The 19,196-nt window shown below is 63.7% G+C and carries 16 protein-coding genes; 8 read left to right on the forward strand and 8 right to left on the reverse strand.

The window, feature by feature from the left end:
• Positions 1-52: 52 nt before the first annotated feature.
• Positions 53-1,276, forward strand: a complete 1,224-nt coding sequence (locus JQ624_RS10380) for an ABC transporter substrate-binding protein (protein ID WP_212418770.1) — start codon at positions 53-55, stop codon at positions 1,274-1,276.
• 41 nt (positions 1,277-1,317) lie between these two features.
• On the opposite strand, the gene JQ624_RS10385 is transcribed toward JQ624_RS10380, so the two are convergent.
• The 3 genes from JQ624_RS10385 to JQ624_RS10395 form a co-directional block, all read right to left on the reverse strand.
• Positions 1,318-1,767, reverse strand: coding sequence for an SRPBCC family protein (locus JQ624_RS10385; RefSeq protein WP_212418771.1), 450 nt, complete (start codon positions 1,765-1,767; stop codon positions 1,318-1,320).
• A 408-nt stretch (positions 1,768-2,175) separates the two neighbouring features.
• Positions 2,176-2,601: a hypothetical protein gene (locus JQ624_RS10390; protein ID WP_212418772.1), complete on the reverse strand. Its 426-nt coding sequence runs from the start codon at positions 2,599-2,601 to the stop codon at positions 2,176-2,178.
• 56 nt (positions 2,602-2,657) lie between these two features.
• Positions 2,658-2,822, reverse strand: coding sequence for a hypothetical protein (locus tag JQ624_RS10395; protein ID WP_212418773.1), 165 nt, complete (start codon positions 2,820-2,822; stop codon positions 2,658-2,660).
• A 116-nt stretch (positions 2,823-2,938) separates the two neighbouring features.
• On the opposite strand from JQ624_RS10395, the gene JQ624_RS10400 reads away from it, so the two are divergent.
• Together JQ624_RS10400 and JQ624_RS10405 are read left to right on the forward strand one after the other, a co-directional pair.
• Positions 2,939-3,811 carry a DUF6502 family protein gene (locus tag JQ624_RS10400; RefSeq protein ID WP_212418774.1) on the forward strand — a complete coding sequence of 291 codons (873 nt, stop codon included), beginning with the start codon at positions 2,939-2,941 and terminating at the stop codon, positions 3,809-3,811.
• Entirely contained in the window at positions 3,808-4,980 is a 1,173-nt protein-coding gene (locus JQ624_RS10405; protein WP_212418775.1) for a DUF5666 domain-containing protein, read from the forward strand. Before JQ624_RS10400 ends, JQ624_RS10405 begins: the two co-directional genes overlap by 4 nt.
• Before the next feature lie 72 nt (positions 4,981-5,052).
• Here the strand turns inward: JQ624_RS10405 and JQ624_RS10410 are convergent, their stop codons facing one another.
• Together JQ624_RS10410 and JQ624_RS10415 are read right to left on the reverse strand one after the other, a co-directional pair.
• Entirely contained in the window at positions 5,053-6,411 is a 1,359-nt protein-coding gene (locus tag JQ624_RS10410) for a M23 family metallopeptidase (protein ID WP_212418776.1), read from the reverse strand.
• 112 nt (positions 6,412-6,523) lie between these two features.
• The gene (locus tag JQ624_RS10415; protein ID WP_409334310.1) at positions 6,524-7,558 is read right to left on the reverse strand and encodes a peroxiredoxin; all 1,035 of its coding nucleotides are present in this window, start codon (positions 7,556-7,558) and stop codon (positions 6,524-6,526) included.
• On the opposite strand from JQ624_RS10415, the gene JQ624_RS10420 reads away from it, so the two are divergent.
• Positions 7,502-11,179 carry a DUF3971 domain-containing protein gene (locus JQ624_RS10420; RefSeq protein ID WP_212418778.1) on the forward strand — a complete coding sequence of 1,226 codons (3,678 nt, stop codon included), beginning with the start codon at positions 7,502-7,504 and terminating at the stop codon, positions 11,177-11,179. The two genes, JQ624_RS10415 and JQ624_RS10420, sit on opposite strands and share 57 nt — an antisense overlap.
• 12 nt (positions 11,180-11,191) lie before the next feature.
• Here the strand turns inward: JQ624_RS10420 and JQ624_RS10425 are convergent, their stop codons facing one another.
• A complete protein-coding gene (locus JQ624_RS10425) occupies positions 11,192-12,439 on the reverse strand; it encodes an MFS transporter (RefSeq protein WP_212418779.1) in 1,248 nt (415 codons plus the stop codon).
• A gap of 69 nt (positions 12,440-12,508) precedes the next feature.
• The gene (tyrS, locus tag JQ624_RS10430; RefSeq protein ID WP_212418780.1) at positions 12,509-13,762 is read right to left on the reverse strand and encodes a tyrosine--tRNA ligase; all 1,254 of its coding nucleotides are present in this window, start codon (positions 13,760-13,762) and stop codon (positions 12,509-12,511) included.
• 178 nt (positions 13,763-13,940) lie between these two features.
• On the opposite strand from tyrS, the gene JQ624_RS10435 reads away from it, so the two are divergent.
• A complete protein-coding gene (locus JQ624_RS10435) occupies positions 13,941-15,041 on the forward strand; it encodes an anhydro-N-acetylmuramic acid kinase (protein WP_212418781.1) in 1,101 nt (366 codons plus the stop codon).
• Between the two features lie 293 nt (positions 15,042-15,334).
• Entirely contained in the window at positions 15,335-16,012 is a 678-nt protein-coding gene (locus JQ624_RS10440; protein WP_212418782.1) for a glutathione S-transferase family protein, read from the forward strand.
• 68 nt (positions 16,013-16,080) lie between these two features.
• Here the strand turns inward: JQ624_RS10440 and JQ624_RS10445 are convergent, their stop codons facing one another.
• Positions 16,081-16,728 (reverse strand): alpha/beta hydrolase, encoded by a 648-nt coding sequence (locus JQ624_RS10445; RefSeq protein WP_025589847.1) that lies wholly within the window; start codon positions 16,726-16,728, stop codon positions 16,081-16,083.
• Between the two features lie 277 nt (positions 16,729-17,005).
• Between JQ624_RS10445 and JQ624_RS10450 the strand changes: the two genes are divergently transcribed.
• Both JQ624_RS10450 and sufB read left to right on the forward strand, forming a co-directional pair.
• Complete coding sequence (locus JQ624_RS10450) at positions 17,006-18,160, forward strand: cysteine desulfurase family protein (RefSeq protein ID WP_212418783.1); 1,155 nt, start codon at positions 17,006-17,008, stop codon at positions 18,158-18,160.
• Between the two features lie 83 nt (positions 18,161-18,243).
• Positions 18,244-19,196, forward strand: a 953-nt coding sequence (sufB, locus tag JQ624_RS10455) for a Fe-S cluster assembly protein SufB (protein WP_212418784.1), incomplete at its 3' end; no start/stop codon positions are given.

Genomic DNA, 19,196 nt, shown 5'->3' on the forward strand with positions numbered 1-19,196 from the left:
CGACTTGCGAGACTTGGCCGCAACAAGACTGAAAAAGTAAGGGGAGAAAACGATGCCGGTTCGCATGCAGAACCTAGTGGCCCTGACAATGTTCGCCGTCGCCGCAACGGTCGCGACCGCGGCCCAAGCACAGAAGAAATACGATCCCGGCGCCAGCGATGCCGAAATCAAGATCGGCAATATTATGCCCTATAGCGGCCCGGCGTCGGCCTATGGCACGATAGGTAAGGCGCAGGCCGCCTATTTCAACAAGATCAACGCCGAAGGCGGCATTAATGGCCGCAAGATCAATTTCGTCAGCTATGACGACGCCTTCAGTCCGCCGAAGGCGGTCGAGCAGGCGCGCAAGCTGGTCGAGAGCGACGAGGTGCTGCTGATCTTCCAGCCGCTCGGCACGCAGTCGAACTCCGCCATCCAGAAATACATGAACGCCAGGAAGGTCCCGCAGCTTTTCGTTGCAACCGGTGCGACCAAATGGGGCGATCCGCAGAACTTTCCGTGGACCATGGGCTGGCAGCCGAATTACCAGAGCGAGGGCCGGATCTACGCTGCCTATATCCTGAAGAACTTTCCGAACGGCAAGATCGCGGCGCTCTGGCAGAACGACGACGCCGGCAAGGACCAGATGAAGGGCTTGCGCGATGGCCTTGGCGACAAGGCCGGCATGATCATCGCCGACAAATCCTACGAGATTTCCGATCCCACCATCGATTCGCAGATCGTTGCGCTGAAGGATTCCGGCGCCGACATCATGATGACCTGGGCGGCGCCGAAGGGCGCGGCGCAGGCGATCCGCAAAGTCGCCGAGCTCGGCTGGAAGCCGGTGTATTTCCTCGGCAATGTCTCGACCTCGGTGGCGGCGGTGCTCAAGCCGGCCGGCCTTGAGAATTCGAAAGGCATCATTTCAACGGCCTATCTGAAGGATCCGACCGACCCGTTGTGGAAGAACGATCCCGGCATCAAGACCTGGTTCGCCTTCATGGACAAATATTTTCCCGACGGCGACAAGACCAACATCAACAATATCTATGGCTATGCGAGCGCGCAGACCATGGTGCAGGTGTTGAAGCAATGCGGCGACAACCTCACGCGCGAGAACGTGATGAAGCAGGCCGCCAGCCTGAAGGATTTCACCAGCGAGGTGCTGCTGCCCGGCATCAAGATCAACACGGCCGCCAACGACTTCTTCCCGATCGAACAGATGCAGTTGATGAAGTTCAACGGCGAGGCCTGGGAAGTGTTCGGCGACATCATCACCGGCGAGGTGGGGCATTAGAGAGCAGGGCACCACAGCGTGGTGCCCTACCTCGACCGTCACTATCCCGGAATATCCGGCTCCACGAGTGACGCGAGCTGGGCGAGCGACTGTTGCCAGCCGAGATAGCAGGCTTCGACCGGAATCACCGTCGGCAGGTTTGTCTGTTCGATGTTGATTTCGGTTCCGACCGAAACCGCTTTCAGGGTCACGGTAACCTCAATGACGCCCGGCAAATTGGGGTCGTCGAAACGATCGGTGTAGCGGATACGCTCGTGGGGCACGATCTCCAGATATTCTCCGCCGAACGAATGGCCCGCATTCGTGGTGAAATTCGAAAATGACATCCTGAATGTGCCGCCGACCTTCGCCTCCAGATGGTGAACCTTGCAGGTGAAGCCGTAGGGTGGCAACCACTTGGCCATGGCTTCCGCATCGAGGAAGGCACGAAAGACCTTCTCCGGCTTGGTGGCGAGGACACGATGCAAACGAACGGTATTGCCTTGGGTCATGACGTTATTTTCTCCGTGACTGAGCGGAGTATATCGCGGGATTTGCTTGGGTTGGCTCAGTCTCTGCCACAAGGACGCCTGGCGTGCCTGTGAGCCGACACGGGGCCAAAAAAATTTGAGCGAGGCGGGCGCGCCGGTTCCGTTTTAAGTGGCCTTCATGGAAGTCGAATAGATACAGGAATTCAGGAGGGAGCTGACGAGGTTCTGCACGACAAGCCGGAGCCAGGCCGCGAGCGTTAGTCCGGTGAACAGCAGGAGGTAGCTGAGCCATGTCGCGTAGAGAAGCGCGACGCCGGTCACTCCCATTGCACCGAGAGCGTCCTGCCAAACAGGTCGGGATAGTAGACCTTGAAGGTACGAAGCACCGACGGGCGCCGGGCGGCGTGGTGTACCGGGATCATGGACAGCTCATTGATCTTGGGTTTGCTCTTCGCAGGGGCGTTCGATCCGCCCGTTCAGGAATTTCCGAATCGCGGTGACGTCGAACTCGATCTTCTCGGATCGCGCCGGCTCTTGTGGTTCGGGCGCGACCACCACACGCTTGCCTCCGTGTGGCGTCAGGACGATAGCGACGGATTTTGCGTCCGCGTTGGTTCTCAGCGCGCAATGCACCCGGCCGGCATATTCGCCGGCGCGCATGATGTCGAAACCGAAGGCAAGCAGCCGACCGTAGATGTAGAGCGTGAGCAGATCGGTTTCGTCGAAGGTGCGGGGAGAGCCGGGGACAGCGCCCGGCAGGCAGGGATAACCGCCGGTAGCGATCGTCAAGATGAAGTCGTCATAGCAGACGTCCGCTGTCCTGCACGCATCTGCCAGCCACAAGTCGAAGCGCATGGAATTATACCGATCGCCGTTGGTTGATCCGCTGTCGCGCAAGTGTCGGGAGCCTGTCAGCGGGCGAGCAGCGCGACGATGAATGGCGCCGCCAGTCCGGCGAGGAAGATCACGCTGCGCAGCAGTGCCGGCATCATCGGCGTGATGGCCATGCGCTTGTCGCGCTCGGTCAGGACATTTCTGGTGGCGGAAGTGGAAACTCGAACCGAGAGGCGAGACATGCGTCGATTTCCCCGTGGTTGACGTTTCCCTAATATGTGGGAAAAATTCACACGTCAATCTTGATCGGCGGAAATGTGGGATTGTATCCCACGCCGAGAGCCGGTACGATTTCACCATGAACGCCAAGTCCCGGGGTTTGAAGCCGGCCTCGCACCAGCCGAACGCCGCGGCGAAGCTGCATGCGCCGCTGGCGCGGCTGCTGCGTCCGCTGGTCCGGCTTTGCATCCGCAGCGGCATGACGTTTCCGGCACTGGCGCAGTTATTGCGCGAGCTCTTCGTCAACGTCGCCGAGCACGACTTCGCGCTGGAGGGCAAGGAGCAGACCGACAGCCGCGTCAGCCTGCTCACCGGGATTCATCGCAAGGAGGTGGCACGGCTGCGCGGCGCCGGAGCCCCGGTCCATGAGGTGCCGGCCACGCTGTCACGCACCAGCGCGATCATCGCGCGCTGGCTCGCCGCGCCCGAGTTCACCGACGCGAAAGGCGAGCCGCTGCCGCTGCCGCGCACCGCGGAAGGCGACGCGCCGTCGTTCGAGCAGCTCGTCGAGTCCATCACAAAGGACGTGCGCCCGCGCGCGGTGCTTGACGAATGGCAGGATCGCAAGCTCGTCACCATCAATGGCAACGACGAGATCGTGCTGACCGACACTGGCTTCGTGCCACGTGGCGACGATGATCGCAAATGGCACTATCTCGGCCGCAACCTGCATGATCACGTCGCGGCGGCCGCGGAGAACGTTTCCGGCCCGGCGCCGCGCTTCCTCGAGCGCGCCGTGCACTATGACGGCCTGTCGCCGAAGCTGGCGAAGCGGCTGGAGGCGCGCTCGCGCGAACTTGCGATGGAGGCATTGAAGGTCGCGAACCGCGAAGCCAACCGCGCGCTGGCAAAGGACAAGGGCGGCAACAGCCGGTGGAATTTCGGCGTCTACATCTATTCCGAAGGTCCGGACGGTGCGGCTGATGATGCAGGTGAAGGCGGTCAGTCATGACGGAGCCCCCAATCATCACGCGTCGCCTGCTGCTGGTGGGATTTTGGCTCGCCGGAACGTCCTCGCTATGGGCACAGGTCAAGCGCGGCAACGACCAGGGCATCGGCGGCACCGGGATTTCGCGCGGCAATGATCACGGCATCGGCGGCACCGGCATTGTCGGCGTGATCCAGCGCTTCGGCAGTATCTTCGTCAACGGCGAGCGCATCGGCTACGCGCCTGATGTACCGGTGCGAATCGACGGCGAGGCTGCGTCGGTGAAGGCGTTGCGGATCGGGCATGTCGCGCGCGTGGTGGCGCAGCGCCAGGCCAACGGCATGCTGACCACCAACCGCATCGACGCGGTCAGCGAGGTCGTGGGACCGATCGAAAGCGTCAAGGGCGGCGAGATGACCGTCCTCGGCCAGAAGGTCGCGTGGACCGGCCGTGAAAACTGGCGCGTCGGCACGCAAGTGGCGGTCTCGGGATTGCGGCGCACCGACGGCGTGATCGTCGCAAGCCTGGTCGAGCAGCGTCGCAATGCGACGTCGCGGGTGACAGGACCGCTCGAACGGGATCGTGACGGCCTGCGGATCGGCGGGCTGCGGCTCGACGGCGTCGATGCCGCGCTCGTCGGTCAACGCGTTCAGGCCGAGGGACGCGTCGTACCGGGCGGCAAGCTGCAGATCTCGCGCGCAAGAGCCGACGACCTGTCGGATTTGTCCGGCGCCACGCGCCTGTCAATCGAAGCCTATGTGCGGCGCGTCGGCACCAATCTGCAGCTCGGTTCGGGCTACATGGCGCGCGACACATCGCGCTTCGAGCCGGGCCAGGATGCGCGCGTGGTGGTGAATGCCGTCCGCGACGGCTTGCAGGGCCTGCGCGTTGAATCGGTCCAGTCGGTGAACCACTTCCCGGGATCGTCGATGCAGGGCCCCCGTGCGCCGGATCGTGCCCCCGGCAGAACGCCGGGACCTGGCGGTGGCGGACCCAATGTGCCCGGCGGCAGCGGACCCGATGTACCCGGCGGCAGCCGCCCTGATGCGCCCGGCGGGCGTGGTCCAGGTTCTGGCGAGCCCCCCGGCGGCGGTCCTGGCGGACCCGGCGGTGGCTTTGGCCCCCCGGGTGGCCCCGCCGGATTCGGCGGTGGGCCGGGTGGCGGCGGCTTCGGTAGAGGCGGGCGTCGCTGACGGCCGGCCTCCGCATCGCATTGGCGCAGCCGAACGGGGGCGCGCCGCGTTTCCTTCTTTAGGTTTTGGAGGCTAGCCTGAGCTGAGCCTGACGCCCGCGCGCAAAAACTTCTGCGGATCGACGGCATCGCCGTCGATCCGTGTTTCGTAGTGCAAATGCGGACCAGTGGAGCGACCGGTGGAGCCGACGGCGCCGATCACCTGTCCGATCCGGATGATGTCGCCGACCTTGACGTGAATTTCCGACAGGTGGCCATAACGAGTCGACAACCCATTGCCGTGGTCGATCTCCACCATGCGGCCATAGCCGCCCATCCATCCCGACGACAGCACCTTGCCATTCGCGGTGGCTCGAACGGGATCGCCGGTGGCGGCCCGGAAATCCAGGCCGGTGTGCATGGCGGGGCGGCCGAGGAAGGGATCGCTGCGGACACCGAAACCCGAGGTGAATTCGACCTCGCCGACAACCGGCTTGCGGTAGGGCACCAGCGCCAGCGTCGCGTTGAGGCGCTGCATCTGGGCGCGGCTGATGTTGATCCGGTAGAGCTGGCGCTCGAACGCGCCAGCATCGGCTGAAAGCTTCACCGGCACGAATGGGCCGCCGATGGCCGAGCGCGGCGTCGCCGCTTCGAGCTGCGCCATGTCGAGGCCGAGATCGGTGAACACGCCGCGCATCCGGCGGAGACGCGATTCCATGCCGTCCTCGACTGAACTCAACGCCGCCATCTGGCGTCGCTCGACGGAATCGAGCGAGGTCTGCAGGCGGACCAGCACGTTGTCGACGCCCTGAACCTTGGCGAACTGATTTGGCTGCGGCTTGACCACGATCGGCGCGCGCGATTCCAACCGCGCTTCGTGATCCGGCGGCGCCACGAAGATCACGGTGTCGCTGATCGGGGAGGGTTTTAGGGGGCCGGAAGCCGGCGTCTCCACGGCTGCACCGCGTGCCGGGGGCCTGATCGAACCGGTGGCTGCGGTATCCGGGATCGCGCCGAGGGCGGTGGCGCGCGATTCGAGCGCGGTCTGGCGGCGCATGATCTGGTCGAGCTTCTGGTCGAACTGTTCCTGATCGAGCAGCTGACGGCTGGTGGTGCGGTCGACCTTGGAGCGCAGCTCCGCGATGCGGTCTTCGTAGGCGTATTGCATCTCGGCCTGACGGGCGATCAGCCGGGTCAGGACATCGTCGCGAAACGCGAAATAGGTGGCTGTCGCCGCCGACCACATGCCGAGCAACACGATCGTGCCGACGACGATCCAGAAAACGACAGGGCCGAGCCGGACCTGCTTGCCGGCATGCACGATGGTGTAGCCGTCACCGTCTATCGCAGCGGCCTTTGCCGCATAGTTGGCGGGACGGCGGGGCGGCGTCCGGCCGTGGTCGTGAGGATGGTGGTGGTGGTCGGAATAATGTTGACCGGAACGGTACGACATCGGCACTCCCGCGCCGGTCGGAGATGAGTTCCGTACGGCTCAATTTGCGTCCCGATTTGACCCTTTCATGGTTAATTTTTGGGAAATGGAACCTGCCAAATCGCCTGCCAGGTCATATGGCGCGGACGGCGGCCAGCACCTCGTCGGCATGGCCGTCGACCCGCACGTTGCGCCAGATTTTGGCGATCCGCCCATTGGTGCCGATCAGAACCGTCGTTCGGATGATCCCCATGAAGCTCCTGCCATACATCGATTTTTCGCCCCAGGCGCCATAGGCCTCCAGCATCTCATGTTGCTCATCCGAGATCAGAGGAACCGAAAGCTGGTGCTTGTTGCGGAAGGATTCCTGGGCTTTTGCGGTGTCTGCCGAGATGCCGAGTACCACGGCTCCCTCGTCGGCAAACGTATCGTTGAGCCGCGTAAAGTCGATTGCCTCCCGGGTGCAGCCCGGCGTGTCAGCTCTCGGATAGAAAAACAGCACCAGTTTCTTGCCCGCATAGTCGGCCAGCGAGACGCTGTCGCCGCCATCGCGGGGCAGGCTGAAGGGGGGAGCCTTCGCGCCCTCGACCAGTCCGGTTCCCGCATCCGGTTTGGGCGGAGCCGATAGATTGGATTTTATTAACTGTTTCGATGTCGGCTTGTGCGACGCTTTGGCTGACGTGGTTTTGGCCGTCTTCTCCGGTTTCGCGACGGTCGTCTTGGTGGCGGTTTTGGCTGCCTTGCTGGCAACCTTGGAGGCCGGCTTTTTGGCCGATGTCATCCCGCTGCGGGGAGCGGCCTTGCTGGGGGTCTTGGCCACGGCTGGTTTTCGGGCGGGCGTCTTGCGGCTTTTGGGGGCTGGCTTGGAGGATTTCTTGCGCGTTTTCTTGGACATACGCCTTCCTTTCGTCGCTTTCCGCAGATCAACCATTAGGGTATTGCGGGTCTCGCCTTTGATCGTCGGATTCGCTCCGGCTGCGGGGCAAGTTTTATGACCCGGGAGTATGGTTACAAGGAATTCGACGCTACCCCCGTCCGCTCGTCGATGGGACCGCCCAATCAACCCTTGGGCCCGACCACGACTAACAGTATTAATCGAGGATTGGCAGCGATGCCGGCACAGGAGCGCTCGATAACGATCGAAGAGCGCGCCCTTGGCGGCGATCAACCTCAGCGCCGGCACCGAGAGGCAATGGCTAGGAATACTTCGCCCAAGGGGTCGAATCCGCGTGCCGAGGCCCACATCTCGCAGTGGGATGATGCGGCTGGCTGGGATCAGGAACCCGACGAGGCGGCGCGCCATCGGACAAAGCGGCTGCTCTCCCGCTCCAGTTCCGGCATTCACCGTCTGGGCGACAAGTTTGCAGCGCTGCAGCTATGGCTGAGCGGCGAACGCTGGGTTAAGCGCCTGGCGATTGTGATCGGCGTACTGGCGGTGATTTTCACCGGCTGCTTCGGCGGGCTGTGGTGGCGGCTCGGCGCCGGGCCCATCAATCTCGACGTGGCGACGCCCTGGCTGGCCGCCGCGATCGAGGAAAATATCGGCCACGGCAATACGGTTGCGGTCGGCGGTACGCAGATCGAGCGGGCCGGGCGGATTCGAATCGCGGTGCGCATCCGCGACATTGTGGTGCGCGACCGTGACCAGGTCATCGTCGCCACTGCGCCGAAGGCGGAGGTGAAACTGTCAGGCACGGCGCTTCTGATGGGGCGGCTGCGCGCTGAAAGCCTCAATCTGGTCGACGCCGAACTCGCGGTGCGAATCACGCCGGACGGCCAGGTGACGGTGTCCGCCGGCGACACCGCAAAGCCGCTGGCGACCGGCGTCGCCTCCAAACGCGATGCCGGCATGGCGCCGACGTTCCCCCGCCAGGCGCCTGCGCCAGCCCAAGGCGCTGTTGCCACGGCTCCCGACACAACGCAGAACGGATTGCTGGCCGGCCTCGACTGGCTCGACAGCCTCAGCCTGACCGGCCTCGACGGACAGAATCTGAACGAGATCGGCCTCAAGAACGGCAATCTCATCGTCGACGACCAGCAGCGCGGCAACAAATGGACGTTCGAGAATATCAGCCTCAGCATGCGCCGGCCGCGCGGCGGCGGTGTCGCGGTGAGCCTTGGCGAGGAGGGCGCGCGCCCGTGGTCGCTTAAGGTCGTGGTCGGGCCGCAGCAGAACGGCGTGCGGTCGGTCGATCTTCGCGCCGACAAGGTGCCGGCCGCCAACATCCTGCTGGCGATGCGGGTCAAGGATCTCACCTACAGCGCCGACCTGCCGCTGTCAGGCGAACTGAAGGGTGAACTCGGCCGCGACGGCCTGCCGACCTATTTCCGCGGCAAGGTCATGGCCGGTGCCGGGAACCTCATCGACACCGATACTCCCGACTATCCGATGGCGATCGATTCGGCGGAAATGAGCGTCGAATGGGATTCGGGAAGGCGGGTTTTGGTCGCCCCCTTCAAGATCGTGTCCGGCGCGAACCGGGTTACGCTGCTCGCCCATCTCGAACCGCCGAACGGCGCCACCACCGAATGGCAGGCGGGCTTCAGCGGCGGCACGATCCTGCTCGCCGGCACCGACAATGAACCGCCGCTGATCTTCAACCGCATCGCGATCGGGATGAAGTTCGACACCGAGCGGAAGCGCGTGCTGCTCACCCAGGCCGATATCAGCAATGGCGAGATCGGCATTGCCGGCACCGGCAGCATCGATTATGCGGGCGAGGCGCGTCTCCAGCTTGGTTTCGCGGGCACGCCGATGTCGGCATCCGCACTGAAGCGGATGTGGCCGATCCTGATCGTGCCCGAAGTGCGCGAATGGGTAATCGAGCGCATCGAGCGCGGTACGCTTCAGCGCATCGAGGTCGGCGTCAATTCGCCGGTGCGTAATTTGTCGCGCAAGGGGCCGCCGATTCCGGATGATGGTCTCGCCGTCACCATCGTTGCGTCCGGCGTCACGGTTCACCCGGTGGACGAAATGCCCTCGGTTCGCGATGCCGACCTGAAGGCGCGGGTCACCGGCCGCACCGCGACGGTGACGATCGGGCAGGGCGTCGCCGACACGCCCGCCGGACGCAAGATCAACATTTCCGATTTCTCGTTCGAGGTGCCGGACATGTCGCCGAAGCCGTCGCCCTCGCGGGTGAAGTTCAGGGTGGATTGTCCGGTGCCGGCGGCGGCCGAGATTCTGGCTTCCGACAGAATCAGCGATCTCTCCGGCACCCTGATCGATCCGAACGCCAGCAAGGGAACGGTCGCCGCCATCATCACGCTCGCCATGCCGGTCAAGGGCTCGCTGACCAAGGCCGACACCACCTACAGCGTCACGGCTGATCTGGCCGGATTTGCCGCCGACAAGCTCGTGATGAACCAGAAACTGGAATCCAATACGCTGAAGCTGGTCGCCAACAACGCCGGCTACCAGGTCAAGGGCGACGTCAAGATCAACGGTCAGCCCGCCTCGCTGGACTATCGCAAGGCGAACGAGGGCGACGCCGACATCAGGCTGCAGGCGACGCTCGATGACGCCAGCCGCCAACGCCTCGGGATCGATCTCGGACCCGCCGTCAGCGGCTCCATTCCGATCAAGGTGATCGGCAAGATCGGCGAGAACGACAGCCGCGTCGGCATCGAGGCCGACCTGACCTCGTTGCGTCTCGACAACATCCTGCCGGGCTGGGTCAAGGTGCCCGGCAAGTCGGGCAAGGCGACGTTCATCGTGGTGAAGAAGGAACAATCGACGCTATTCCAGGACATCGTGGTCGAAGGCGGCGGCGTCTCGATCAAGGGATCGCTGGAAGTCGACCAGAACGGCGAGCTGTTGAACGCGAACTTCCCGACCTACGCGCCGTCGGACGGCGATAAGACCTCGCTGAAAGCCGAACGCGGCGCCGACGGCGTCGTGAAGGTCATGATGCGCGGCGACGTGTTCGACGGCCGCGGCTTCCTCAAGTCAGCGATCTCGGGCAAGGACGCCGATCCCAAGAGCAAGTCCAGGAACATCGACCTCGACATCGACCTCAAGCTCGGCGCGGTAGCGGGGTTCAACGGCGAGGCGTTGCGCAGCGTCGATAGCAAGTTCTCCCGCCGCAATGGCATCGTGAAAAACTTCACGCTCTCCGGCAAGGTCGGGCGCGATACGCCCGTGACGGCCGATCTGCGCGGCCGCGCTCAGGGGCAGGGCCGGGACGTCATCATCCTGCAGACCAACGATGCGGGCGCCTTCTTCCGCTTCACCGACATGTACTCCAAGATTATTGGCGGCCAGCTCGCGCTCGCGTTGGAGCCGCCGACCGTCGAACCGAGCGCCAAGGAAGGCCTGATCAACGTCCGCGACTTCTCCATCAAGGGTGAGGCTTCGCTCGACCGTGTGGCCGCAGGGGGGTCTACCGGCACTCAGAGCGGCGTTTCCTTTTCGGCACTGCGAGCCGAGTTCACCCGGCAGAGCGGTCAACTCACGATCAGGGACGGTGTCGTGAAGGGGCCGATGATCGGTGCGACCATCGAAGGCAATATCGATACCGTCGCCAACCAGGTTCGCATGAGTGGCACCTTCGTTCCGATGTACGGGCTGAACAACATGTTCGGCCAGATTCCGGTGCTCGGCCTGTTCCTCGGCAACGGCAACAATGAAGGCTTGATCGGCGTGACCTATGAGGTCGTCGGCACGCCCGGTGCGCCGGTGCTGCGTGTTAATCCGATTTCGGCGATCTTTCCCGGCGTGACGCGAAAGATCATGGAGTTCAACACCGGCAAGCCGAATGCCCCGATCGAACTCCCGCCGAATAACTAGCGGCGAAGGAAGTCAGCGCCGCAGCGCCGGCACGACCAGGAACGGAATCATCCCGAGCACCACGGCGACCAGCGCGAAGGCGATCACGGGATCGTAGCTGTGGGTCCAGTCGTGGATCAGGCCGCCGGCCCAGGCACCGAGCCCCGAGCCAAGACCGCTGCCGATCGAAATCGTGCCGTAGATCGTGCCGACGCGTTCACCGCGAAAGATCTTCATGGCCGTCGCCGTGATCAGCGGGCCGCGCGAACCGATCATGCTGCCGAAGGTCACGACGAAGGCGCCGAGCAGCCAGAAGTTCGGATAGAACTGCAGCAGCCACAGCAGGATGATGCCGACGATCGAGATGGCGTAGCTGAGCAGCACCGATGGCCTTCGTCCGATCATTGCATCGAGTTGCGTCACGCCCAGCATGCCGAACAGCAGCACGACGCCGGAAAAGCCCCACGCGGTCGCCGCCTGCAGCGGCGGAAACCCGGCGTCGATCAGATAAGCGACGATCTGTGCGGCAAGCGCATACATCCCTACCGCCGTGAAGAAGAAGGTGGCAAACAGCGCCCAGAATGCGTGGTGGCGCATCGCGCTGACAAGCGTCCAGCTTCCGTCGACGAAATCCGGATCGGCTTTTTTGGCGATATGCGGCGAGCCCGTGGAAAACAGCCGCCACGGCAGCAGCAGCAACGGCGCCAGCAGGCAGAGCGCAACGATGCCGAATATCTGATAGGCGCCGCGCCAGCCGACATGATCGATCAGAAGCTGCGACGCCGGCAACAGCACCAGCACGCCTGCGCCGGTCGCGGAATAGACGATTGCCATCGCCGTCGGCAGGCGCGGGCCGAACCAGCGGCCGAGCATGATCGAATTTGGCACGTTGCCGATGAAGGCGATGCCGATCCCGACGGCGAGCCCGACGCTCAACTGGAATTGCCACAGCGCCTGCGCCTGCGAGGCCACCAGGAACGCCCCGCCGAGCAGCAGCAGTCCCAGCGAATAGACGGTGCGGGGGCCGTAGCGGTCGAACAGCCGGCCGACCACCGGTGCCATCAGCCCGCCCGCCAGCCAGGTCAGCGAATAGACCGAGACCACCTGGGCGCGGTCCCAGCCGAAATTCTCCGAGACTGGTTTCAGGAAAACCGTAAAGCTCTCGCCGAGGCCGCGGCCGATCAGCGCCAGCGTAAAGCACAGCGCCAGCACGTTGAGCGCCACGCGCCCCGGCTTGAGCGGCTGCGTCGCGATATCCTCCCTGCGGGTCTTGTTATCCATGCGAGCAGGGAGCGCGTTTCCGCTGGTCCCCGCAAGCATCAAAAAGCGAATGCGCCTATGCAGGCTGGCTCAAGCTGGCTTGAGCAGGACGTGCTTTTTCTTTCCCATGGAAAGCTTGATGACGCCTTCCGGCGTGAGGTTGGACGGCGTCAGGATCATCTTCTCGTCGGTCACGGCGGCATCGTTGACGCGCAAGCCGCCGCCCTTGATCTGGCGCCGTGCTTCGCCGTTCGAGGCCACCAGGCCCGCTTTCACGAACAGCCCCAGCACGCCAGCGCCGGCTTCGAGCTCGCCATGCGAAACTTCCACGGTGGGCAGGCTCTCCGCGATCGCGCCTTGCTCGAAGGTCTGTCGCGCGGTTTCGGCGGCCGTGTTGGCGGCGTCGCGACCGTGCAGCAGCGCGGTGGCTTCCGTCGCCAGCACCTTCTTGGCCTCGTTGATCTCGCCGCCCTGCAATGCCGCGAGCTTTGCGATTTCGCTCATCGGCAGGATCGTGAACAGCTTTAGAAACTTGACGACATCGGCGTCCTCGACGTTGCGCCAATACTGCCAGAAGTCGTAAGGGCTGAACTGGTCGGCATTCAGCCACACCGCGCCTTGCGCGGTCTTGCCCATCTTGGCGCCTGACGCGGTCGTCAAGAGCGGCGTCGTCAGTGCGAACAATTGCGGCGTGCCCATGCGGCGGCCGAGATCGACGCCGTTGACGATGTTGCCCCATTGATCGGAGCCGCCCATCTGCAGCCGGCACCCGGTGCGCCGCGCCAGTTCGACGAAGTCGTAGGCCTGGCAGACCATGTAGTTGAACTCGATGAAGCTCATCTCCTGCTCGCGTTCGAGACGCAGCCGCACCGAGTCCATCGTCAGCATGCGGTTGACGGAGAAATGCCGGCCGATATCGCGCAGCATCTCGATCCAATTCAGTTTCGTCAGCCACTCGGCATTGTCGAGCATGATGGCGTCGCTTGGGCCGGAACCGTAGCGTAGTACCTTCGCGAACACGCCGCGGATCGAGGCCTTGTTGGCCTCGATTTCCTCGATCGAACGGATGGCGCGCGATTCATCCTTGCCCGAGGGGTCGCCGACCATGGTGGTGCCGCCGCCCATCAGGGTGATCGGCTTGTTGCCGCTCTGCTGCAGCCAGTGCAGCATCATCATGGTCAGGTAGTTGCCGATATGCAGCGACGGCGCCGTGCAGTCGTAGCCGACATAGGCAGTCGCCTGACCCTTCGCGGCCAGCGCGTCGAGGCCCTCGAAATCGGAACATTGGTGGATGAAGCCGCGTTCCTGTAAAATGTTCAGGAAATCTGATTTAAATGCGGTCATGGGCGGGCTGCTCTGATCATTCTATTTTCACTGTAATTGTAACGAGTTGCGGAAACCGTGGCGGAACAGGCTGCCGAAGAGCCGGGCGCTGTGGCATTATAAGATGTCTGTGTTTGGCACAAGCTGATCGTCGTCGGCGGGACGGATCGAGCAGGGCGTTGCAAAGGCACGATTTAACATGATGTTGACGGCACTAGGTCTGATGAGCGGCACCTCGCTCGACGGGGTCGATGTCGCTTTGATCGAGACCGACGGTCGCCGGGTGAGCGCCCTGGGGCCGTCTGGATACCGTCCCTATACCGAAATGGAGCGCGGCCTGCTGCGGCAGGCGCTGTACGAGGCCGCCGACCTGCCGGATCGGGAGGCCCGGCCGGGCTGCCTGCGCGAGGCCGAGCGGGTCGTCACATCTGCCCATGCCGAAGCGGTGGCCGCCTTTACCGCGCAACACCGGATGCGCTTCGACGATATCGACATTGTCGGCTTTCACGGCCAGACCGTGCTGCACCGGCCCGAGAAAAAGCTGACGGTCCAGCTTGGCGACGCGCCGGCGCTCGCCAGGACGATCCACATTCCGGTCATGTACGATTTCCGCGCCGCCGACGTCGATGCCGGCGGGCAGGGCGCGCCCTTTGTGCCGGTCTATCACCGCGCGCTGGCCCAATCGCTGGATTGGGAAGGGCCGACCGTCGTGGTCAATATCGGCGGGGTCGCCAACATCACCTATATCGACGGCGACACGCTGATCGCCTGCGACACCGGTCCGGGCAACGCGCTGCTCGACGACTACATGTTCCGCTGGCTGAATCAGCGCTTCGATAACGAGGGCCGCACCGCCGCGTTGGGCAAGGTCGATGCGGCCTGGATCAACCGCGCGCTGCAGATGCCGTTCTTTTCGCTGCCCCCGCCGAAATCGCTCGATCGCAACGATTTTGCGACGCTGAAGCTCGGCGATGTACCGCCCGAGGATGGCGCGGCGACGCTGACCGCCTTTACCGCAGCCGCGATCGCCCGCGTGGTGCCGCTGCTGCCGAAGGAGCCCAAGAACTGGATCGTGGCCGGCGGCGGCGCCCGCAACCTGACCATGCTGCGGATGCTGCGCGAGTGCCTGGCGCCGGCGACCGTCCGGGCCGCAGACACGCTGGGCTGGGCGTCCGACGCCATCGAGGCGCAGGCTTTCGGATTCCTGGCCGCGCGGGGCCTGAAAGGCCTGCCGCTGAGCTACCCCGCCACCACCGGGGTGCCGTTTCCGATGACCGGCGGGATGATCGCGCGGCCCTAGGGCGGATTGGGTGGAGCAGCACGTAGCACCAACGATCTGGTGCCCCGGCCGCCGCGCTTCGGCGGCACACCGCAGGCCCAGGCACAAAATCGCGAAAACAACCCCATGCAAAGTAGAACGGGCCGTGGCTCGCACCACTCACGCCGCTGGCGTCCGGGGCACGGGATGGTCCGTCGTCACAGCCCAGCCCGATCTCCACAGGCCTTGTTGTTCGGCCACGGCAGGTCACCGGTTGACAGATTGATGCATTTGCATCTAAATAGATGCGGATGCATTAAATCGGAGGAATCGCCATGGCCGCTGCCCTGAAACTGATCAGCCACAAGCTTTGCCCCTATGTGCAGCGCGCGGTGATCGCGCTCACCGAGAAGGGCGTTCCGTTCGAGCGGATCGATATCGATCTCGCCGACAAGCCGGACTGGTTTCTGAAGATTTCGCCGCTCGGCAAGGTGCCGGTGCTTCTGGTCCAGACCGAGGCTGGCGAAGCGGCGCTGTTCGAGAGCAACGTAATTTGCGAGTACATCGAAGATACGCAAGGCGGCGCAAAACTGCATCCGCAGGATCCGCTGCAACGGGCGCGGCATCGCGCCTGGATGGAGTTCGGCTCCACGATTCTGAGCGAGCTCTGGGGCCTCGAGACGACTGATGATCCCGCGGTCTTTGAAACCAAGCGGAAGGCGGTAGCCGCGAAGTTCGCACAGGTCGAGAAAACGCTCCGTGCGGGACCGTTCTTTACCGGCAAGGATTTCAGCCTGGTGGATGCGGTGTTCGCGCCGATCTACCGCTATTTTGATGTGTTCGATCAGTTGATCGATCTTTCGGTGTTTGCCGATACGCCGAAGGTGCGCGCATGGCGAGAGGCGCTGGCGCAGCGGCCGAGCGTGCGTACGGCGGTGGGGCCCGACTATCCGCAATTGCTGCACGCGTTTCTGGTGCGCCATGACGCGCATATGCTGAAGCTGGCGGCCTGACACATGCAGACGTCGCCGTAGCCCGGATTTCGCTGCGCTCCATCCGGGCTACAAGAAGGCCTGCCGTCTCAGCGGACGTTGGCGAGCCGCATGTCGAGATAGCCAGTCACCGTTTCCATCAGCGGCTCGAGCTTGCCGTCGAAGAAGTGGTTGGCGCCGGGGATGATCTGCTGGTCGATCACGATGCCTTTTTGCGTCTTCAGCTTCTCGACCAGCGTGTTGACGTCCTTGGGCGGCACCACCGCGTCCTTCTCGCCATGCACGATCAGGCCCGAGGACGGGCAGGGCGCGAGGAAGGAGAAGTCGTAGAGATTGGCGGGCGGCGCGATCGAGATAAAACCCTCGACCTCGGGCCGGCGCATCAACAGCTGCATGCCGATCCAGGCGCCGAACGAGAAGCCGGCGACCCAGCAGGCGCGCGCTTCGGGGTTGATGGTCTGCGCCCAATCGAGCGCGGAAGCCGCATCCGACAACTCGCCGGTGCCGTGATCGAACGAGCCCTGGCTGCGGCCGACGCCGCGAAAATTGAATCGCAGCACCGAGAAGCCGCGATGCGCAAACGCGTAGTAGCACTGGTAGACGATCTGGTGGTTCATCGTGCCGTGGAATTGCGGGTGCGGATGCAGGATCATCGCGATCGGCGCGTTCTTCTGCTTGGCCGGGTGATAACGGCCTTCGAGGCGGCCCGCGGGGCCGGTGAAAATGACTTCAGGCATTGATGATCCCTAGGCAACGGACGTGATCGGACAGAGAAAATGTGATCATGCGTCGTTGAGCGATGCGCGGACGGGCGCTCCCGTGAACTGGTTGCGGCCTTCTAGCATGAGGCGAGGGGCAAAAAGCAAGCATCTTGAACATCTGGAAGGCAGTTCAAGGCGTTAGGCTATGATTGTAAGAGACGGCGCGATCCCCAATTGCCATAAGGCTTCTTGCGCCGGCGTGAGGCCGAGGCTCGCGGGAGTTGCCGGCCGATATAGGTAGTATTGTACGGAAATGCCCAACCGGGTCTATCTCGACTGGAATGCGACGACGCCGCTTCGGCCCGAGGCCAGGCAGGCGATGGCGACTGCCTGGGAGGTGGCCGGCAATCCGTCCTCGGTCCATGCCGAAGGGCGTCAGGCGCGCCGGCTGGTCGAGGACGCCCGTGCCGCCGTCGCGGCCGCCGTCGGCGCCCGGCCGCAGGATGTGGTGTTTACGTCGGGTGGTACGGAGGCGAATGTGCTGGCGCTGACGCCGGGACTACGCCGGGGCGCGGGCGAACCGGTCCGCCGGCTGTTGGTCTCGGCCATCGAACATGCGTCGGTGCTGTCGGGCGGACGCTTCTCGCCGGAGGCGATCGGGGCCATCCAGGTCACCGGATCGGGACTGGTCAACGTCGACCATCTGCGCAGGCTTCTTGCCGTTGGGCAGCCAGCGCTTGTCTCGGTCATGCTGGCCAATAACGAGACCGGCGCGCTTCAACCGGCCGGCGAAGTCGCTGACATCGTGCATGAAGCGGGCGGGCTGCTGCACGTCGACGCAATCCAGGCGTTGGGAAAAATACCGTTTGATATCAAATTGATGAAGGCCGATCTGGTCACGCTTTCTGCGCACAAGATCGGCGGCCCCAAGGGTGTCGGCGCGCTGGTTCTGACCGAGGACGTGCAGGGGCTGCAGCCGCTGCTGCGTGGCGGTGGTCAAGAGCTGGGCCGCCGGGCCGGCACCGAGAACGTCGCAGGGATCGCGGCATTTGGCGCTGCCGTGCGGGCCGCCATGGCCGCCCTGGAAGGCGATGCGGCCCGGCTGCGGGGCCTGAGGGAGCACCTTGAGGCCGGCCTGAAGCAAACTCCCGACATGATCGTGTTCTCCGAGGGCGTGCCGCGCCTGCCCAATACCACCCTGTTCACCGTTCCCGGGCTCAAGGCCGAAACGGCCGTAATTGGCTTCGATCTCGGTGGTATTGCGGTATCCTCGGGGTCCGCCTGCTCGTCCGGCAAGGTCCAGGCGTCTCACGTCCTGGCCGCTATGGGGGTTGGCGGGGAACTGGCGCAGGGAGCGGTGCGGCTCAGTCTGGGCTGGTCTACCACTGAGGCAGACATTGATTTGGCCCTTCAGGCTTGGCGAAAGCTTGCCGATGCCTTACTTAGAGGGCGACGAAACACGGCTTGAACCGTTCTAAGCAAGTTTCGCCGGAAAAGCTTCGTCACTGAATTGTTCCACCGCGGTCCTTGAAACCGCGAGCGGAGGATGGAATGCCAGCCGTACAAGAGACGGTCGAGCGCGTGAAGCGCATCGACGTCGACCAGTATCGATATGGGTTTGAGACCCTGATCGAGTCCGACAAGGCACCCAAGGGGCTGTCGGAAGACACCGTCCGCTTCATCTCCGCGAAAAAGAACGAGCCGGCCTGGATGCTGGAATGGCGGCTGGAGGCCTATCGCCGCTGGCTGACCATGACCGAGCCGACCTGGGCCCGCGTCAACTACCCCAGGATCGACTACCAGGATCTCTATTATTACTCGGCGCCGAAGCCAAAGAAGCAGATCGGCTCGCTCGACGAGATCGATCCGGAAATCCTCAAGACCTACGAGAAGCTCGGCATCCCCCTGCGCGAAGTCGAGGTGCTGGAAGGCGTCGTGCGGCCGGAAGGCGAGCGCAAGATCGCGGTCGATGCCGTGTTCGATTCGGTCTCCGTCGCCACCACGTTCCAGAAGGAATTGAAGGCCGCCGGCGTGATCTTCATGCCGATCTCGGAAGCGATCCGCGAGCATCCCGAACTGGTGAAGAAGTATCTCGGTTCGGTCGTGCCGACCTCGGACAATTATTTCGCGACGCTGAACTCGGCGGTGTTCTCCGACGGCTCGTTCGTCTACGTGCCGCCGGGCGTGCGCTGCCCGATGGAGCTGTCGACCTATTTTCGCATCAACGAGCGCAACACCGGACAATTCGAGCGCACGCTGATCATCGCCGACAAGGGCGCCTATGTCAGTTATCTCGAAGGCTGCACCGCGCCGCAGCGCGACGAGAACCAGTTGCATGCCGCCGTCGTCGAACTCGTGACGCTCGACGATGCCGAGATCAAGTATTCGACGGTGCAGAACTGGTACCCCGGCAATTCCGAGGGCGTCGGCGGCATCTACAATTTCGTCACCAAGCGTGGCGACTGCCGCGGCAACAATTCGAAGATCTCCTGGACCCAGGTCGA

Origin of the sequence: Bradyrhizobium sp. AUGA SZCCT0283 (assembly GCF_018130385.1) — a bacterium.
GTDB lineage: Bacteria > Pseudomonadota > Alphaproteobacteria > Rhizobiales > Xanthobacteraceae > Bradyrhizobium.